This is a genomic window from Rhodanobacter glycinis (genome assembly GCF_900114325.1).
Classification (GTDB): Bacteria; Pseudomonadota; Gammaproteobacteria; order Xanthomonadales; family Rhodanobacteraceae; genus Rhodanobacter_A; species Rhodanobacter_A glycinis.
In genome coordinates, this window is record NZ_FOSR01000023.1 from 24,200 (window position 1) to 38,446 (window position 14,247).

Sequence of the window (14,247 nt, forward strand, 5' to 3'; positions counted from 1 at the left end):
CGCACTGTACTCGGTACACGAAAGCTGATGCTGGGCTTGCTGGCCAGCTTCGCCATTGCGACGACAGGAGGATGTATGGCGCACACGTTGACGGTTGATGTCGTGGTCTTCAACTACACACCGAAAGCGCTAGCTGATATCTGGGTTCAAGATCATTACGTGGGCGGCTTCGTCCAGGAGTATGGGCCGGGTGGAACAGGCGGTGGCATTTACTGCTGCATCGAGGTGAAACCAGGGCCGACTCATGTCAGGTGGGAATACGACAGATCGCCATCCGACACGCGGCCCGACGAGCTCTTCAAGCGCGACGTGATAGGCGTCATTCCCAAGCCTCATGGCGCTTACAAATACCTCGGAGTTCATATCTACCCGGACGATCATGTTGAGTTCACGCTGAGTCGCGACATACCTGACGAGAAAAAGGAAGGAGTGCACTGATGGAGAGTGCTCATGACCTGATCGCGGCCCTGACGGCATCCACGCAAGATGTGGACAAGGAAGCACCGGCGGCAAAACAGGATTGCTACGATCGCGTCAAGGTCGCGCTTTTTTTTGACGGCACGGGAAACAATCGAGATGCCGATGCTGCCGCTAAAAAATGGAGCAACGTTGCACGACTTTACGACGCATCTCGTCGCGAACCGGAAAACGGCATTTATGCATACTACATTTCTGGTGTAGGCACCAAGCTCAATCGTAAGGAGCCTTGGTGGGAGTTGGGCAAGTACGTGCGTGATTCGAGTTTTGTCGGAGGGGGCGTCGGCGCCGGCGCGGACTCGCGCTTGGAAAGTGGCGACATGGACATGAACGACATGCTGCGTCGTGCGCTCAAGGTCGCCACCGACAAGGCTGGCAAAGATGTCAAGGCCATCTACGACAAGAACCAGGAAAAAGGGCTTTCCGACCTCAACAAGGCGCTAAGCGGGCATCGGCTTATCAAGTCGATCGAGATATCAGTGCTCGGCTTCTCGCGTGGTGCCGCGTTGGCGCGTGCTTTCGTCAACCGTATGTTGAAGATGTGCAATCGTGAAAGCGGCACGCTGACCTACCAGTCCTATCCGATCACCTTCCGTTTCCTCGGCCTTTTCGACACGGTGGCCTCTTTCGGACTTCCCGCGCACAACGATTTCAAGGATGTCGACCTTTGGTTGCCCAAAGACTTGCAGCGCTGCGTGCACTACGTGGCGGCGCATGAGTTGCGTTACTCCTTTCCGGTGGATCTGATCCGGCAGAACGGTAGCTATCCTGGCAATTGGAAGGAGGAAGTCTTCCCGGGAGTGCACTCGGACGTGGGCGGCGGCTACGCGCCGGACGAGCAAGGGCGTTCCGACACGCTCGCTCGCGTGCCCTTGGTTGAAATGTATCGGGAGGCCACAAGTGGCGGCGTACGATTGAACGATTGGGCATTTGTTTCAAAAAGCCGGACTCTTTCAGAAATGTTGATGATCCCGGAAGCAACCCAGAAAGCGTTCGACACCTACATGACCTTCGTTGGCGAAACCGCTGGCTCCGTGGAGCAGCGCATCAAGGCACACATGAAGGCGTGGTATGCCTACAAGCACACAGTGTCCGGCCATATGTCTCCAGCCGATGCGCACTATCAGCAAGAGGCCAAGGCGTACCAGGGCCAGATCGATGAACTCAACGCTAAAATACGCGCAATCATGACGAAGCGTGGGGCGACGCCAGCCGAGCGCGATCAGGCGGTTGCCTTGGCCACGCAGCGCAATGCGCTACAGGCCAAACAGGATGCGCTGAAGAGTGGTGTGGCGCAGATCAATAGCGGCGAAGTTCAGATTTCCGACGAAGCTGCCGCACTACTCGAAAAGCGCAAGCATGGGGAACCCTTGGTGTCTGGCAAGGTGGGAGCCGGTGGCCATTACATGTTCACGTCCACGGCAGCATCCTGGATGCTGGATGCCTACTACGGGGCGCCGCCCAAGGCCGATGTCGTCAGTTTTTTCGACACTTATGTGCATGATTCCAAGGCAGGGTTTCTGGGTGGAAGCGAACCTTGGTCGTACTTCCGCAATCGCGGAGTCTGGGAGTCGGCGCATGCCGTCGTTGCACAATCGTCGGAATGGGAGCAGCAGCGGCAACACGTGCAACAAGTAGTGAGCAGTCAGGGTATGGCCGGATTTGTTAACGGAGTGCGGTGACTTTTACTTTCGTCAAGAGCCGTGAAGTGCAGCATTCACCCTTCTGACCGAGCTGATGCACGCGCAAGAAGGAAGTGACGGCCCCTGCCCAAGATGCCGATTTGTCAGCTCGGCAGTGTAACCTCGGCTGAAGTCATGCGTTGATGCACAACGCGGCTATCAGCTCACGGTTCGATGCTTGGATCATGCCTGCCGAGCTCCCTTTTGCGCCAGCTTTTCACGCTACCCTAGCCGCCAACTCTCCCGCATGGATCCCGCATGAGCCAGTTCGCCCTGTTCGGCAAGCGTCGGTTTGCGCCGTTTTTCTGTACGCAGGCGTTGGCGGCGTTCAATGACAATGCGTTTCGCAATGCGTTGCTGATGCTGGTGGCATTTCAGTTGGGGCTGGATGATCACGCGGCGTCGTTGTACACGAATCTGGCGCCGGCGTTGTTCATCGTGCCGTTTTTCCTGTTCTCGGCCACGGCGGGGCAGCTGGCGGAGAAGTTCGAGAAGACGCGGATCATTCGCTGGGTGAAGCTGTTCGAGATCCTGGCGATGGTGGTCGCGGCGGCGGGGTTCATCACGCATCACGTGGCGTTGTTGCTGGTGGTGTTGTTCATGATGGGCGTGCATTCGACGGTGTTCGGGCCGATCAAGTACGCGATCCTGCCGCAGGCGTTGAAACCGGGCGAGCTGGTGGGCGGCAACGGCCTGGTCGAGATGGGTACGCAATTGGCGATGCTGATCGGCATGATCGCCGGCAACGAATTGATGCGCGTGGCGGGCGTGGGTCCGTGGCTGGCCTCGGGCGCGACGATCGGCGTGGCGGTAGTGGGATATCTCGCCAGTCGCGCGATTCCGCCAGCACCGGCCACCGCGCCGGACCTCACGCTCAACTGGAACCCGTTCAGCGAGACGGCGCGGGTGATCGGTATTACCCATGCCGATCGCGCGGTGTGGAACGCGGTGCTGGGCATCTCGTGGTTCTGGTTCTTCGGCACGGTGCTGATCGCGCAGTTACCGATCTACACGCGCGAAACGCTGGGTGGCAATGGTTCGGTCTACACGCTGGTGCTCACGCTGTTTTCGGTAGGCAGCGGCGTGGGCGCGCTGTTGTGCGAGAAGTTGTCGAGTCGTCGCGTGGAGATCGGCCTGGTGCCGCTGGGGGCCTTCGGACTGACCGTGTTTGGCGTGGACCTGTATTTCGCGCGGCACGGGATTTCGGCGACGCGCGGGTTGGACTGGCTGGCATTCCTGCACGGTGCGGGCAGCTGGCGCATCGTGCTCGACCTCACCCTGATCGGCATGTTCGCCGGTCTCTACGTGGTACCGCTGTTTGCTTTCGTGCAGGCACGTGCACCACGCGAAAAGTTGTCGCGCATCATTGCGGGCAACAACATCATGAATGCGATATTTATCGTGGCCGCGGCGGGTTTTGGCCTCGGCCTTTACGCGCTGGGTCTGGATGCCGCGCAGATTTTCCTCGGTGCGGCCTTGCTCAACGTGCTGGTCGCCGCGTACATCTTCACCCTGGTGCCCGAGTTCATCATGCGCTTCATCACCTGGGTGCTGGTGAACACGTTGTATCGCGTGCGTGCGGAGGGTGGGCAAAACATTCCCGAGGAAGGGCCGGCGCTGCTGGTGTGCAACCACGTCAGCTTCATGGATCCGCTGTTGCTGATGGCGAACCTGCGCCGGCCGGTGCGCTTCGTGATGTATTACAAGATCTTCAACGTGCCGCTGCTGCAGTTCGTATTCCGCACTGCGAAGGCGATTCCCATTGCCGGGCAAAAGGAAGACCCGCAGGTGTTGCAGCAGGCTTATGACGCGATCGATGCGGCGCTGGCCGATGGCGAAGTGGTGTGTATCTTCCCCGAAGGCGCGCTGACCCGCGATGGCGACATGGCGCCGTTCCGCCCCGGGGTAGAGAAGATCCTCGCGCGCCGGCCGGTGCCGGTGGTGCCGATGGCATTGCGCGGTTTGTGGGGCAGCATGTGGAGCCGGCGCGATTCGACGTTGCAGCGTTCCCGGCTGCCGCGGCGCTTCCGCGCGCGGGTGGAGCTGGTGGTGGATGCGCCGGTGTCGCCAGAGCATGCCAGCGCGGCTTCGCTGGAAGCGCGGGTGCGCGAGTTGCGCGGGGACATGGCGTAGGGTCTGCGCTTTGTTTGGCTTCCTCTCCCCTCTAGGGAGAGGATTGAGGGGAGGGGCGGGTGCTCGCGGAAAGCTTCCACAATGAAGGTCATCGCAAGCGTGGCCCCTCACCCCAGCCCTCTCCCCGGAGGGGAGAGGGAGTGAGTACGGGACGTCGAGGATGAGTCGGTACGTGGGCGTTGCGCGCGCAGATGCTGCGCTTTGTTTGGCTTCCTCTCCCCTCCGGGGAGAGGGGGGGAAGTACGCCACACCGAGAAGGGAGTGGCGTACGCGCGTTATGCGTTCAGCGCCACCAGCCGGCGATCACGATCAAGGCCACCACGCTCAGCCACACCAGCAAGGCACGCAGCAAGGCCGAGCGTAGACGGCGCAGTTCCAGCAAGGTGTCGATGCGTTCCTCGGTGTAGCCGTCGCCGCCTTCGATATCGGTGAGGATGTCGGCACGTGCGGCGGCGGCGAGGAAGCCGGGGCCGTTGCGATACCAGTCGTCGGGACGGGCCAGGTGATGCCAGCGCCGCCACGCGCCGATCACCGCTTCCCAATGGCCGACCAGGGCCAGCGTGAAGACCAGCAATTGCGCGGGCAGCCAGTCCAGGATGTTGGCGAACTGCCGGGCGATGGCGCGTGCGGCCGGGTCCAGGGTGAGCGACTCGTCGCGGCCCAGCGTGCGTGCCAGCCGGTAGAGCAGGGCGCCGACCGGGCCGAGCAGGAAAAACCACAGCACCACGCCGAAGCGTCGGCGCAACGCGGCAAGCGCGATCGCCTCGCCCAGTTCGGGCGCGCGCCAGGCCACGTATTCGCCGTCCTCGCCCAGCGCCTGCGCGGCGGCTTCGCGGCGAACATCGTCGGGGGCATGCAGGACGGCTTCGAGATCGGCTTCATAGGCGTGCGGGCCGAAGCAGAACAGCAGCACCGCCAGCGCGAAGATCAATTGCAGCAGCGCCGGCAGCGGCAGCAGGCCGAGCAGCCAGATCACCAGCGCGCACAACGCCAGCGGCAGCAGCAGCGCAAGCGCCACGCGGCCGGCGCCGCTGGTATCGGAAATCTGCGCCACCCAGCGCCGGAAGCCACCATCGCCGCGCCAGCAGGCAAGTCGCGGCTGCAGGTGCAGCAGGCCGAGGGCGATCAGGGCGACAAGCAGGCGAATGGCCATGATGACGATGTGCTTCCGAAGATGCTTCGCATTGTATGGCATGCGAAGCACAACGGCGGCGACCATTGGCGTGGTGGCGTCAGCCGCCGCTGACGAAGCCGTGCGCGATGGCGTTGATGGTTGGGTCGTTGTCTTCCTTGCTGGCCTGCGGGCCGCAGCCTTCGGCCTCCATCTTGTCGGCGATCTGGTCGGGCGTGAGGAAGCGTTCCGGGCCGTGCGTCAGACCGGTGTACATGGCATAGCAATCCTGGCTCTTGCCGATCATGCGCACGATCTTCTGCAGGCTGAGGGGCGGTGCGTGCAGGTGGATGCCCGGCACGCGGGTGACGGCGAAGCCGGGCATTCGGAAGGCCGGCTTGGGGTGGCGAGCTTCCTGCAGATCGCTGCGAAAACTGCCCGGATGATAGATGGCAGTGGCGGCATCGGGTGCGGCTGACAAGTCGAGTTGCACGGGGGGATTCGGTGATGCCTGCATCGGTGGTGTCGCCGCCGGTGGCGGCCGGATTCGTCGAGGTGCCGGGGCCATGCGTGATCGCGGCAACGCGCGGTGCGAGGTGATGGCATGCGTGGCGGAAGTCATGGGCGGCTGGCGCAGGAACGTAAGGTGCAAGGCATCGTCGCGGACGGGTTCGGCTTCGTTGTCGGCAGGCTTGGCATCCGGTGCGGGTGCCAGCGTCAGTATCCACGCCAGCAGCGACAGATGCAGCGCCAACGCCACGCCAAGCGCGCTGCCGCGGCGGGCGATGTCGCGCCAGGGCAGGCGGTTTTTGTCAGAGGGCGGCTGATCCGGCGGCGGGCGTGCCTCCGGCCGGGCGGCGTGTTCCTGCACCATCGTCGATCCATGCGTGGCGGGCGTGGAGTTGGGACCGGTGGCGGGCGGTGAAGTTCATGGCGTGGCGCTGACGGCTCGAATCCGTCGCGTGGAAAAGCCGGCCGCGTCGGGCTTATGCGCTGACCGGAGCGGCTTTCACCAGTTCGTCGAGATCGAGTCCGGCGCGTTCGCTCAGCCAGTCGGCCAGCAGGCGGTACGACACCGACAGCCGCGTCGGCGTCAGCAGGCTGCCGTCGGCGAGGCCGTCGACGATCTGCCGTGGGGTGAACCAGCGTGCATCCTGCAGTTCGTGGTCGCGCAGGCGGATATCGGGAATGCGTGCGGTGGCGGTGAAGGCGGCCATCAGCGAGGCCGGCATCGGCCAGGGTTGCGAGGAGTGGTAACGCACCGCGCCCACGATCACCCCGGATTCCTCGGCCACTTCGCGGCGCACGGCATCTTCCAGCGCTTCGCCCGGTTCGACGAAGCCGGCCAGGGTGGAATAGCGGCCCGCCGGCCAGCCAGCCTGGCGACCGAGCAGGCAGGCGCCGTCGTGTTCCACCAGCACGATCATTGCCGTGTCGGTACGCGGGAAATGCAGCCGACCGCAGGCGGCACTCGTGCATTGCAGGCGATGGCCGGCGGAAACCACACGCACCAGCGCGCCGCAACGGGCGCAGTGGCGCGTTTCGCGATGCCAGTGCAACAGACCCTTGGCGTAGGCGAACAAGCCGGCCTCGACGGCGCCCAGCAACACGCCGGCCTCGCGCAAACCCATGCGGCGTGCATCGAGTGCGGTTTCCAGTTCGTCGATACGCGCGTCATCGTCCAGCGCCAGCAGGAAATGCGGGCGTTCGCGAGCCACGCCGAGCAAGGTGGCCGGCAGATGGCCGAACAGGCGCGCGCGCTCGTCGGCATCCAGCCAGCGCAGCGCTTCGTGTTCGCGTTCGAGGAAGGCGCTGCCGCTGTCATCCAGCAGCAGGTAACGCACATCGGGCGCAGCGGTCTGGGCGGCCAGCCACTCGGCGTCGTCGCGGCGCTCGGCCATGCGGTCGAGGGTCAGGCTGAGTCCGGCAAAGGTGTTGAGCGGTGTCGACGCGGCCATGCGTGGATCAGAGCCTGTGGCTATCTCAGGTGGAGAACGAGGAACCGCAGCCGCAGGTGGTCTTCGCGTTCGGGTTGCGGATCACGAACTGCGCGCCGCTGAGGCTCTCGCTGTAGTCGATCTCGGCGCCGAGCAGGTATTGCAGCGACAGCGGATCGACCAGCAGGGTGACGCCTTCGCGTTGCAGTGCGAAGTCATCCTCGGCCTGGGCCTCGTCGAAGGTGAAGCCGTACTGGAAGCCGGAGCAGCCGCCGCCGCTGATATACACGCGCAGCTTCAGCTCCGGATTGCCTTCTTCGACAATCAGCTCGTTCACCTTGTGCGCGGCGGCAGCGGTGAAAGCCAGCGGAGCGCCGGCCTGGCGGTAGTCGGGAATCGAGACGATGGTTTCCATCGGACTGATATGCGGTTGTGGCGGGGCGAACGCAAGGATAGCGCGATCAGGCCCGCTTCACGATCTCGGGCCTGATGTCGCGGGTTTGCGGCCGGGCCCTGCTTCAGGCCGCCTCGGCCTCGGCGTCGTCCTTCTCGACCACCGGGGCGGGCAGTTCGCGCGTGACTTCGGCGTCGCCGGCATGCGTCATGCGGCCGTTGACCTGGGCGCCGGCGGCCATTTCCAGGCTGCGGTAGCGCACGTCGCCGGTGATGCGCGCCTGCGGCGCCAGTTCCAGCCGCGCGCTGGCGTAGACATCGCCGTGCACCTGGCCGTTGATGACCGCGTGCGGCACGCGGATCTCGCCCTGCACCTGGCCCTGCTCGCTGAGCGTGAACACGGCGTCCTCGCCCTCGGCATGCACTGCGCCTTCGATGCGGCCATCCAGGTGCAGTGCGCCGCTGAAGCGCAGGTCGCCGCAGATCACCGTGCCGTGGGCGATCAGGCTGGTTTCGTGGGAATGGCCATGGCGGGCCGGTTCATGGCGTTTGTTACGGTTGAGCATCTTGATCCCCCTGGGCGACGGTGACATGGCCGGTCAATGCGTCACTCCATGTGACGGCGCGGGCGACAGCATCGCCGCCGGCCGGTTTGGCCTCGACCCGCAGCCGGGTCGGACGGAAGTCCGCCGGCAACATGATCGTGGCGTGCAATTGCTGGAAATACTTGAAGCTGAAGGGCAGGCCGTCCTTCTGGGCGTCGTCGCCCAATGCCGACCAGGCCAGCTGCACCACCTTGTTGCCGCGCACGCCGTCCACGCTTACCAGGGCGGTGCCGCTGGTGTCGTCGCTGTGCTTGACGCTCTGGGTCAGGCTGATGGTGAGGTTCCAGGCGTGCGAGCCGGACACCGGCTGCAACTGCACCTCCTGCACCTTCAAGCCGTCGTGGGTGGCGTTGTTGCCGAGCAGGCGCGAGTAGAAGCCCAGGTCGGCGCGCAAACCGCTGATCTCTTCGTCGCGGTCGGCCAGGGTCTTGCGCAGCGAGGCCGTGGCAATCTGGGTGACCTGCTGCGAGCGCTGCAGGTTCGCCACCTGCTGCTTGAGGTTGTCGTTCTGCGAGGCCAGGTCGCGCAGCTGGCTCTTGTGGTTGATGATGCGCGGCGCCGCATGGCCAACCAGCAGCGTGGCCGCCCCGCCCACCAGAATCAGGCTGGCCAGCCACGCCGCGCCCAGCCATAGCCGGCGGCGGCGTTGCTCGTGGGCGTCGTTCGGGCGCACCACATAGCGCGGCGGCGGTCGTGAAGGCATGCGCGGCCATCCGGTGGAAAAACGAAGGTATAGCCGCGCGGGGTCAACAGCGTCAAGGAACCGCCGCACGCATTCGCGTAGTGGCGGCGCCGGGAGCGGGTCAGTCGCCCATCTTGCTCTGCAGGTAGCGCTCGACGCCGATGTCCTTGATCAGGTTCTGCTGGGTCTCCAGCCAGTCGATGTGCTCTTCCTCGTCGTGCAGGATGTTCTTGAACAGGTCGCGGCTGACGAAATCGGCAATGCCTTCGCTGTGCGCAATGGCGGCGCGCAGGTCCTTGGCGGCGACCAGTTCCAGGTCGAGGTCTCCCTGGATGCACTCGGGCACGTTCTCGCCGATGTGCAACTTGCCCAGGTGCTGCAGGTTCGGCAGGCCGTCGAGGAACAGGATGCGCTCGATCAAGGTATCGGCGTGCTTCATCTCCTCGATCGATTCCTTGTACTCGTGCTCGGCCAGCTCGCGGTAGCCCCAGTCCTTGAACATGCGCGAATGCAGGAAATACTGGTTGATCGCGGTCAGCTCGTTGTAGAGCACCTTGTTGAGAAATTCGATGACCTTGGCGTCGCCCTTCATGACCTTCGCTCCGTGTTGGCTGATGCGTCGACTATACGGATTCGGCTTGCGCCATGACGAAACGCAAATGCCAATGGTTCGCGCATGCGAAAGACGTGGCATGGCCGCGGGTCGTGGAGGCATGAATGCGGGGTGGCGTTTGTACGAAGCGCGGCCCGGGCTCCTGACGCGGACTCGAAATCGTTCAACGACGACTTGTCGAAGCCGTCACCCCGGCGAAGGCTCGGAGCCCAGTAGCGATCACGCCGGAGCAGGCCATCCAGCAGCCTTTGTTTTCCATGCCGTGAAGACGCCGGGTCCCGACTTGACCAGCTTCCGGCCGCAGCAAAGCGTCTCGCCGGGACAACCGGCAAAACCAGGCTCCTCTTGACGGAAGAGGATCAGGCGACGGCGACGAAGCCCGGCAGGGCGGTGCTTTCGACATGCTCCAGCGCCTGCTGCAGGCAGGCGCGCGCCTCGGGCTCGCAGCAACCGCAGCAATCCGAGCAGCCCGTACGCGCCTGCAATTCGGCGAACGAACGGACGCCGTCGGCGACTTCGCGACGGATATCGTGATCAGTGACGGCGTTGCACAGACAAATGTACATGCCGCGTATTGGAATACGAATGCGAATGATTGTCAACAAGCGCGGCCGCAGCGATGCCGACGGTTCAGGCGGCAGCCCATCCGTTGCCCGGATCAGGCGCGCGCCGGGGCTGGTGGCCCACCTGCACGCTCAGCAGGTCTTCCACCACCGGCGCAAAATGGCGCAGGGCGCGCTCGTAAACCTCGCGCTTGAAATTCACCACATTCGCCGCGGGATACCAGAAATCGACCCAGCGCCAGATGTCGAACTCCGGCTTCTCGTTCGCATCCAGGCGCAGCGCATCCTCTTCGCCCACCAGCCGCAGCAGGAACCACACCTGCTTCTGGCCAATGCAGATCGGCCGCTGGTGATGACGCACATAACGGTTAGGCAGGCGATAGCGCAGCCAGCCACGGGTGACCGCCACCACTTCGACATGTTGCGGTTCGAGGCCGGTTTCTTCTTCCAGCTCGCGGTACATCGCTTCCAGCGGCGTCTCGTCGCTGCGCATGCCACCTTGCGGAAACTGCCAGCCGTCACGGCGCACGCGGCGCGCCCAGAACAGCTGCCCGGCGCCGTTCAACAGCACGATCCCCACGTTTGGACGGTAGCCATCAGCGTCGATGATGTCGGCCATCTTGCCTCCTCGCAGCGCGCCAGCCTGTGGGTCGGATCAGTGACCGGTGCGTGACATTCAACCCGATTCAAGCACAGTGCGCGAAGCATCGGCAAGCCACAAAGGCTAATGTACGCTTGAATGCCGGCGCCGAGACGATTAAACTGCCGCGCCCCGCCCTCCGGTTCGCAAGCACCGAACCCACCCGCGGCGGGCACCCCATGGCTATGTAGCTCAGCCGGTTAGAGCACAGCACTCATAATGCTGGGGTCGGTGGTTCGAGTCCACCCATAGCCACCATCTCCCTATTGTGGGTCAGGTATTTGGATGGGGAAAGATAAGTCCGCGTAAGAGCGGGCTTTTTTTGTGCCCTTCGCGACGAATTCGCTCTTGCGGCACCCTTGCAATGCCGTCCCCAGGCCTCCGTTTTCGGTTTACGAATGGGCCGTGTGACACTTTCTGTGACACTTTTTACTGTCACAGAGCAGGCGACGGGGCCGATATGACCCAAGCACCTTGTGACATGTGAGATATGAAAGGGCTTCCACGAATTCCCAAATTTGATCGTGGGAGGATGGTCTTTGAGCATTCTCGACGGCAGATTGACCGGCCGTAAGCGACCCGTCGCTGTCCTTCACATCGCCGGCACCGATGTCTGCTTGGCAGCGGGCGCGAACGTTACGCGGCAGAATTCAGTCACTGCTGGAGAAAATGTGCTGGGAGTGCGCCAGTGGTCAACTCGTGGTCGACCATACGAACGAATTCTGGAATGGATGAGGCGGAGCCCAGTGCCAAGGTGAGTGGCGAGTCCGATGTGCTGATCGCGCCACGTATGATCGACAACAATCGCTTGGGTGCGTTCCTATCCTGCCCGTGGGCTTCAACCAGTGCGCAAAGTCCGATGCAGATCAGGCGTTCCAATCCATGCGTATGGCCATTTCTATAGCGAAAGAGCGTGGCGCTGGCCGGATGGGCAGTGTGGATCTCACTCGGCGACTGCACGCGGGCCTTCCGGACGGCCTGCTCCTCTAAGAATCCAGAGTGGCGGGCGAGATACGCAACAAGCGGGGTCAAGATGGGCTGATCAATCGAACTGATGGACTGTCCGAGGTGCAGCAAAGCGGCGCTGAGATCCGGCCACCACCCTCGCGGAACCGGCGCGCCGTCCAATTCACTTAGAATGTCGTCCCTGCTTCCGGTACCGTCCATGGCTTAAAGTAGTGCTGGAGTCATCCAGCCGGCAAGCGTCGTGACAGTCTTTTAACTACCTCAAGTGCTGTAAAGCGCCGTGAACGGCTCAAGGTGCTATAGAATTGGCGAAAGACTGTTAAATGAGTGATGGTTGTTTAAATATTTGATACATATAGATTTTTATGCATTTCACACGCATGAATCCACACTGTAATCCGGATGTGGAAGTAATTTAGCGGTTATTGGTGTACTTCAGGCCATGCGCTCTCATAATGGGGTCGGTGGTTCGAGTCCACCCATACCACCAAACGCCTTTCGAGGCGTTTCGTGAAACCCGAAAACTCCTGGAAGTCCGCTTGAAAGCGGGCTTTTTTGTGCCTGCACCCTGAGCCATCGCCGGCATTGTGGTCGTCAGAACAGTCGTTTTTGCGCGCCAGTGCAGTGCACCATGTCGTGCTTGTTGGTGGGACGCTGCGACAACCTCACCGCAAGGGCGACGCATTGCCGTGCCGTAGTCTGGCCCGGGTTACTCGAAAGCGCTAAGCCGCGGGCCTACGCGATGATCGCCAACGCTCAATGAGCAGCAGCGAGCCGGTGGGACAGGAAGTCGGGGACCTTGTTGGCGCTCTTGCGGGTGACAGCCTCGAGCAGGCTGGGCGCGATGGATGAGCATGCGTAGGTGCGGCACAGGTGCTCGCCGATGTGGCTGAGCAGATGGACCGTCACTTCCGCATCGGCTTCGGCACGGTGGGCCGCACCGTTGAAGCGAATGTTCAGCGACCGGGCCAGTTCGCCCAGCTTGTAGCTGGGGCGGCCAGGCAATAGCCGTCTGGCGAGTTTCAGCGAGCAGATCAGGCCGCCGTGACGTGGGGATAGTCCCTGGCGCCCGCTTTCGGCCAGAAGAAAGCGGGCATCGAAACTGGCGTTGTGCGCGGCCAAGGCGTCTTCACCAATGAAGTCGAGCAGTTGCGGCATGACCTGCTTGACCGAGGGTGCCCCATCGACCATCCGCTGATTGATCCCCGTCAGCGCCGTGATATGCGAAGGAATGCGCGTGCCGCAATTGACCAGGGTGACGAATCGCTCAGTGATCACGCCGTCGACCATGCGCAGCGCGGCAACCTCGGTGATGCGATCACCAGCGTCTGGGCTCAGGCCGGTAGTCTCGAAGTCGAGGATCACGATGGGTCGGTCGAACACTTCTTGTCCCAGTGGCGTACATGGATGGCATCACGAAGCTTAGCCGCTCACTGAGCGTAATCCAGCATGGGGATCACTTCCGATCGTGTCGGGCTACCTCACCGCACCACCGTCATCGCCGCCCGTGCTTCCGTCGCCAGCTCCCGCTTCGCCACCTTGTTGGTGGCGTTGACGGGCAGGGCGTCGTACAGACGCAGGTGGCGGGGGACTTTGTAGTTGGCCATGCGTGCGCGTGACCAGGCAACCAGTTCGTCCTGGCTCAGCGTGGCGCCGGTGCGCAGCACCACGCAGGCGCAGCCGACTTCGCCCATGCGCGAGTCGGGTACGCCGATCACGGCGACCTGGGCGATGGCCGGGTGTTCGGCGAGCATGCGTTCGATCTCGGCGGGGTAGCAGTTGAAGCCGCCGACGATGAACATCGTCCTTGGCGACGGGGAAACATATTGATCGCTTGGATCAAGATTGATCAATGTTTTTGTTGGCGGCAGAGTAAGGCTTGTTTCAGCCGATGCAGGTGCGTGACGTCCTCGCTTCGAGGCGGCTTGCGGGCCCGATGCCCCCCACTCAAAAAGGCTGACCCCATCTGTGTAGGAGCCCGCTCGCGGGCGATGCTTTTGTTCCAATACTTGTCGAAGACAAAAGCATCGCCCGCCAGCAGGCTCCCACAAAAATCAAGCGGGCACCCGCAAAAATTCAGAAGTACTCTTCCGCACCCTGGAGATGTCCCATGAGCGAGCAAACCCTTCCCAAGGCCAAGAAATCCGTGGCGCTGTCCGGTATCGCCGCCGGCAACACCGCACTGTGCACGGTGGGCCGCAGCGGCAACGACCTGCATTACCGCGGCTACGACATCCATGACCTTGCCGCCAAGGGCTGCTTCGAGGAAGTCGCCTACCTGCTGGTGCACGGCGTGCTGCCAACCTGGACCGAGCTGCAGAATTACAAGGCCCGGCTGAAGCGCCTGCGCGGCCTGCCGGCGCCGGTGAAGGCGGCGATGGAGCTGTTGCCGGCCGCCACTCATCCGATGGACGTGCTGCGCACCGGCTGCTCGGTGCTGGGCAC

At 63.0% G+C, this 14,247-nt stretch carries 15 protein-coding genes and 1 tRNA gene; 5 read left to right on the forward strand and 11 right to left on the reverse strand.

The genetic code is table 11. The features are described 5' to 3' along the window. The first annotated feature begins 27 nt into the window (after positions 1–27). The 3 genes from BMY90_RS16460 (at position 28) to BMY90_RS16470 (ending at position 4,292) form a co-directional block, all read left to right on the forward strand. The gene (locus tag BMY90_RS16460) at positions 28–438 is read left to right on the forward strand and encodes a DUF3304 domain-containing protein (RefSeq protein ID WP_217638590.1); all 411 of its coding nucleotides are present in this window, start codon (positions 28–30) and stop codon (positions 436–438) included. After that, the gene (locus BMY90_RS16465; RefSeq protein ID WP_092705255.1) at positions 438–2,159 is read left to right on the forward strand and encodes a T6SS phospholipase effector Tle1-like catalytic domain-containing protein; all 1,722 of its coding nucleotides are present in this window, start codon (positions 438–440) and stop codon (positions 2,157–2,159) included. Before BMY90_RS16460 ends, BMY90_RS16465 begins: the two co-directional genes overlap by 1 nt. Positions 2,160–2,417: 258 nt before the next feature. After that, positions 2,418–4,292 carry an MFS transporter gene (locus BMY90_RS16470; protein WP_092705256.1) on the forward strand — a complete coding sequence of 625 codons (1,875 nt, stop codon included), beginning with the start codon at positions 2,418–2,420 and terminating at the stop codon, positions 4,290–4,292. 283 nt (positions 4,293–4,575) lie between these two features. On the opposite strand, the gene BMY90_RS16475 is transcribed toward BMY90_RS16470, so the two are convergent. From BMY90_RS16475 to BMY90_RS16515, 9 genes are all read right to left on the reverse strand, one after another. Next, positions 4,576–5,445 carry a beta-lactamase induction protein gene (locus BMY90_RS16475; RefSeq protein ID WP_092705267.1) on the reverse strand — a complete coding sequence of 290 codons (870 nt, stop codon included), beginning with the start codon at positions 5,443–5,445 and terminating at the stop codon, positions 4,576–4,578. Positions 5,446–5,524: 79 nt separating this feature from the next. Continuing rightward, entirely contained in the window at positions 5,525–6,277 is a 753-nt protein-coding gene (locus tag BMY90_RS16480) for a hypothetical protein (RefSeq protein WP_092705257.1), read from the reverse strand. A 112-nt stretch (positions 6,278–6,389) separates the two neighbouring features. Continuing rightward, positions 6,390–7,361, reverse strand: coding sequence for an NAD(+) diphosphatase (gene nudC / locus BMY90_RS16485; protein WP_092705258.1), 972 nt, complete (start codon positions 7,359–7,361; stop codon positions 6,390–6,392). A 25-nt stretch (positions 7,362–7,386) separates the two neighbouring features. Beyond that, positions 7,387–7,755 carry an iron-sulfur cluster insertion protein ErpA gene (gene erpA / locus BMY90_RS16490; RefSeq protein WP_092705259.1) on the reverse strand — a complete coding sequence of 123 codons (369 nt, stop codon included), beginning with the start codon at positions 7,753–7,755 and terminating at the stop codon, positions 7,387–7,389. Between the two features lie 103 nt (positions 7,756–7,858). Continuing rightward, positions 7,859–8,299 carry a bactofilin family protein gene (locus tag BMY90_RS16495; protein ID WP_092705260.1) on the reverse strand — a complete coding sequence of 147 codons (441 nt, stop codon included), beginning with the start codon at positions 8,297–8,299 and terminating at the stop codon, positions 7,859–7,861. Then, the gene (locus BMY90_RS16500; RefSeq protein ID WP_092705261.1) at positions 8,286–9,041 is read right to left on the reverse strand and encodes a DUF6776 family protein; all 756 of its coding nucleotides are present in this window, start codon (positions 9,039–9,041) and stop codon (positions 8,286–8,288) included. The genes BMY90_RS16495 and BMY90_RS16500 overlap by 14 nt, the downstream gene beginning before the upstream one ends. Before the next feature lie 100 nt (positions 9,042–9,141). Beyond that, positions 9,142–9,612: a bacterioferritin gene (gene bfr / locus BMY90_RS16505; RefSeq protein ID WP_008210665.1), complete on the reverse strand. Its 471-nt coding sequence runs from the start codon at positions 9,610–9,612 to the stop codon at positions 9,142–9,144. 380 nt (positions 9,613–9,992) lie between these two features. Continuing rightward, a complete protein-coding gene (locus BMY90_RS16510) occupies positions 9,993–10,199 on the reverse strand; it encodes a (2Fe-2S)-binding protein (protein ID WP_008210666.1) in 207 nt (68 codons plus the stop codon). 64 nt (positions 10,200–10,263) lie between these two features. Further along, positions 10,264–10,806: an RNA pyrophosphohydrolase gene (locus tag BMY90_RS16515; RefSeq protein ID WP_037099495.1), complete on the reverse strand. Its 543-nt coding sequence runs from the start codon at positions 10,804–10,806 to the stop codon at positions 10,264–10,266. Between the two features lie 211 nt (positions 10,807–11,017). Between BMY90_RS16515 and BMY90_RS16520 the strand changes: the two genes are divergently transcribed. Further along, a tRNA-Met gene (locus tag BMY90_RS16520) sits at positions 11,018–11,094 on the forward strand. Between the two features lie 1,464 nt (positions 11,095–12,558). On the opposite strand, the gene BMY90_RS16530 is transcribed toward BMY90_RS16520, so the two are convergent. Next, positions 12,559–13,167 carry a 3'-5' exonuclease gene (locus tag BMY90_RS16530; RefSeq protein ID WP_245735075.1) on the reverse strand — a complete coding sequence of 203 codons (609 nt, stop codon included), beginning with the start codon at positions 13,165–13,167 and terminating at the stop codon, positions 12,559–12,561. A gap of 116 nt (positions 13,168–13,283) precedes the next feature. Continuing rightward, complete coding sequence (locus tag BMY90_RS16535) at positions 13,284–13,604, reverse strand: AMP-binding enzyme (RefSeq protein WP_092705264.1); 321 nt, start codon at positions 13,602–13,604, stop codon at positions 13,284–13,286. A 308-nt stretch (positions 13,605–13,912) separates the two neighbouring features. Here BMY90_RS16535 and BMY90_RS16540 point away from each other — a divergent pair. Then, a partial coding sequence (locus BMY90_RS16540) for a citrate/2-methylcitrate synthase (RefSeq protein WP_281244061.1) occupies positions 13,913–14,247 on the forward strand: 335 nt, incomplete at its 3' end.

Coding starts and splice junctions, on each gene's coding strand:
- BMY90_RS16460 (WP_217638590.1), top strand. CDS start 28: ATGCTGGGCTTGCTGGCCAGCTTCGCCATTGCGACGACAGGAGGATGT.
- BMY90_RS16465 (WP_092705255.1), top strand. CDS start 438: ATGGAGAGTGCTCATGACCTGATCGCGGCCCTGACGGCATCCACGCAA.
- BMY90_RS16470 (WP_092705256.1), top strand. CDS start 2,418: ATGAGCCAGTTCGCCCTGTTCGGCAAGCGTCGGTTTGCGCCGTTTTTC.
- BMY90_RS16475 (WP_092705267.1), bottom strand. CDS start 5,445: ATGGCCATTCGCCTGCTTGTCGCCCTGATCGCCCTCGGCCTGCTGCAC.
- BMY90_RS16480 (WP_092705257.1), bottom strand. CDS start 6,277: ATGGTGCAGGAACACGCCGCCCGGCCGGAGGCACGCCCGCCGCCGGAT.
- nudC (WP_092705258.1), bottom strand. CDS start 7,361: ATGGCCGCGTCGACACCGCTCAACACCTTTGCCGGACTCAGCCTGACC.
- erpA (WP_092705259.1), bottom strand. CDS start 7,755: ATGGAAACCATCGTCTCGATTCCCGACTACCGCCAGGCCGGCGCTCCG.
- BMY90_RS16495 (WP_092705260.1), bottom strand. CDS start 8,299: ATGCTCAACCGTAACAAACGCCATGAACCGGCCCGCCATGGCCATTCC.
- BMY90_RS16500 (WP_092705261.1), bottom strand. CDS start 9,041: ATGCCTTCACGACCGCCGCCGCGCTATGTGGTGCGCCCGAACGACGCC.
- bfr (WP_008210665.1), bottom strand. CDS start 9,612: ATGAAGGGCGACGCCAAGGTCATCGAATTTCTCAACAAGGTGCTCTAC.
- BMY90_RS16510 (WP_008210666.1), bottom strand. CDS start 10,199: ATGTACATTTGTCTGTGCAACGCCGTCACTGATCACGATATCCGTCGC.
- BMY90_RS16535 (WP_092705264.1), bottom strand. CDS start 13,604: ATGTTCATCGTCGGCGGCTTCAACTGCTACCCCGCCGAGATCGAACGC.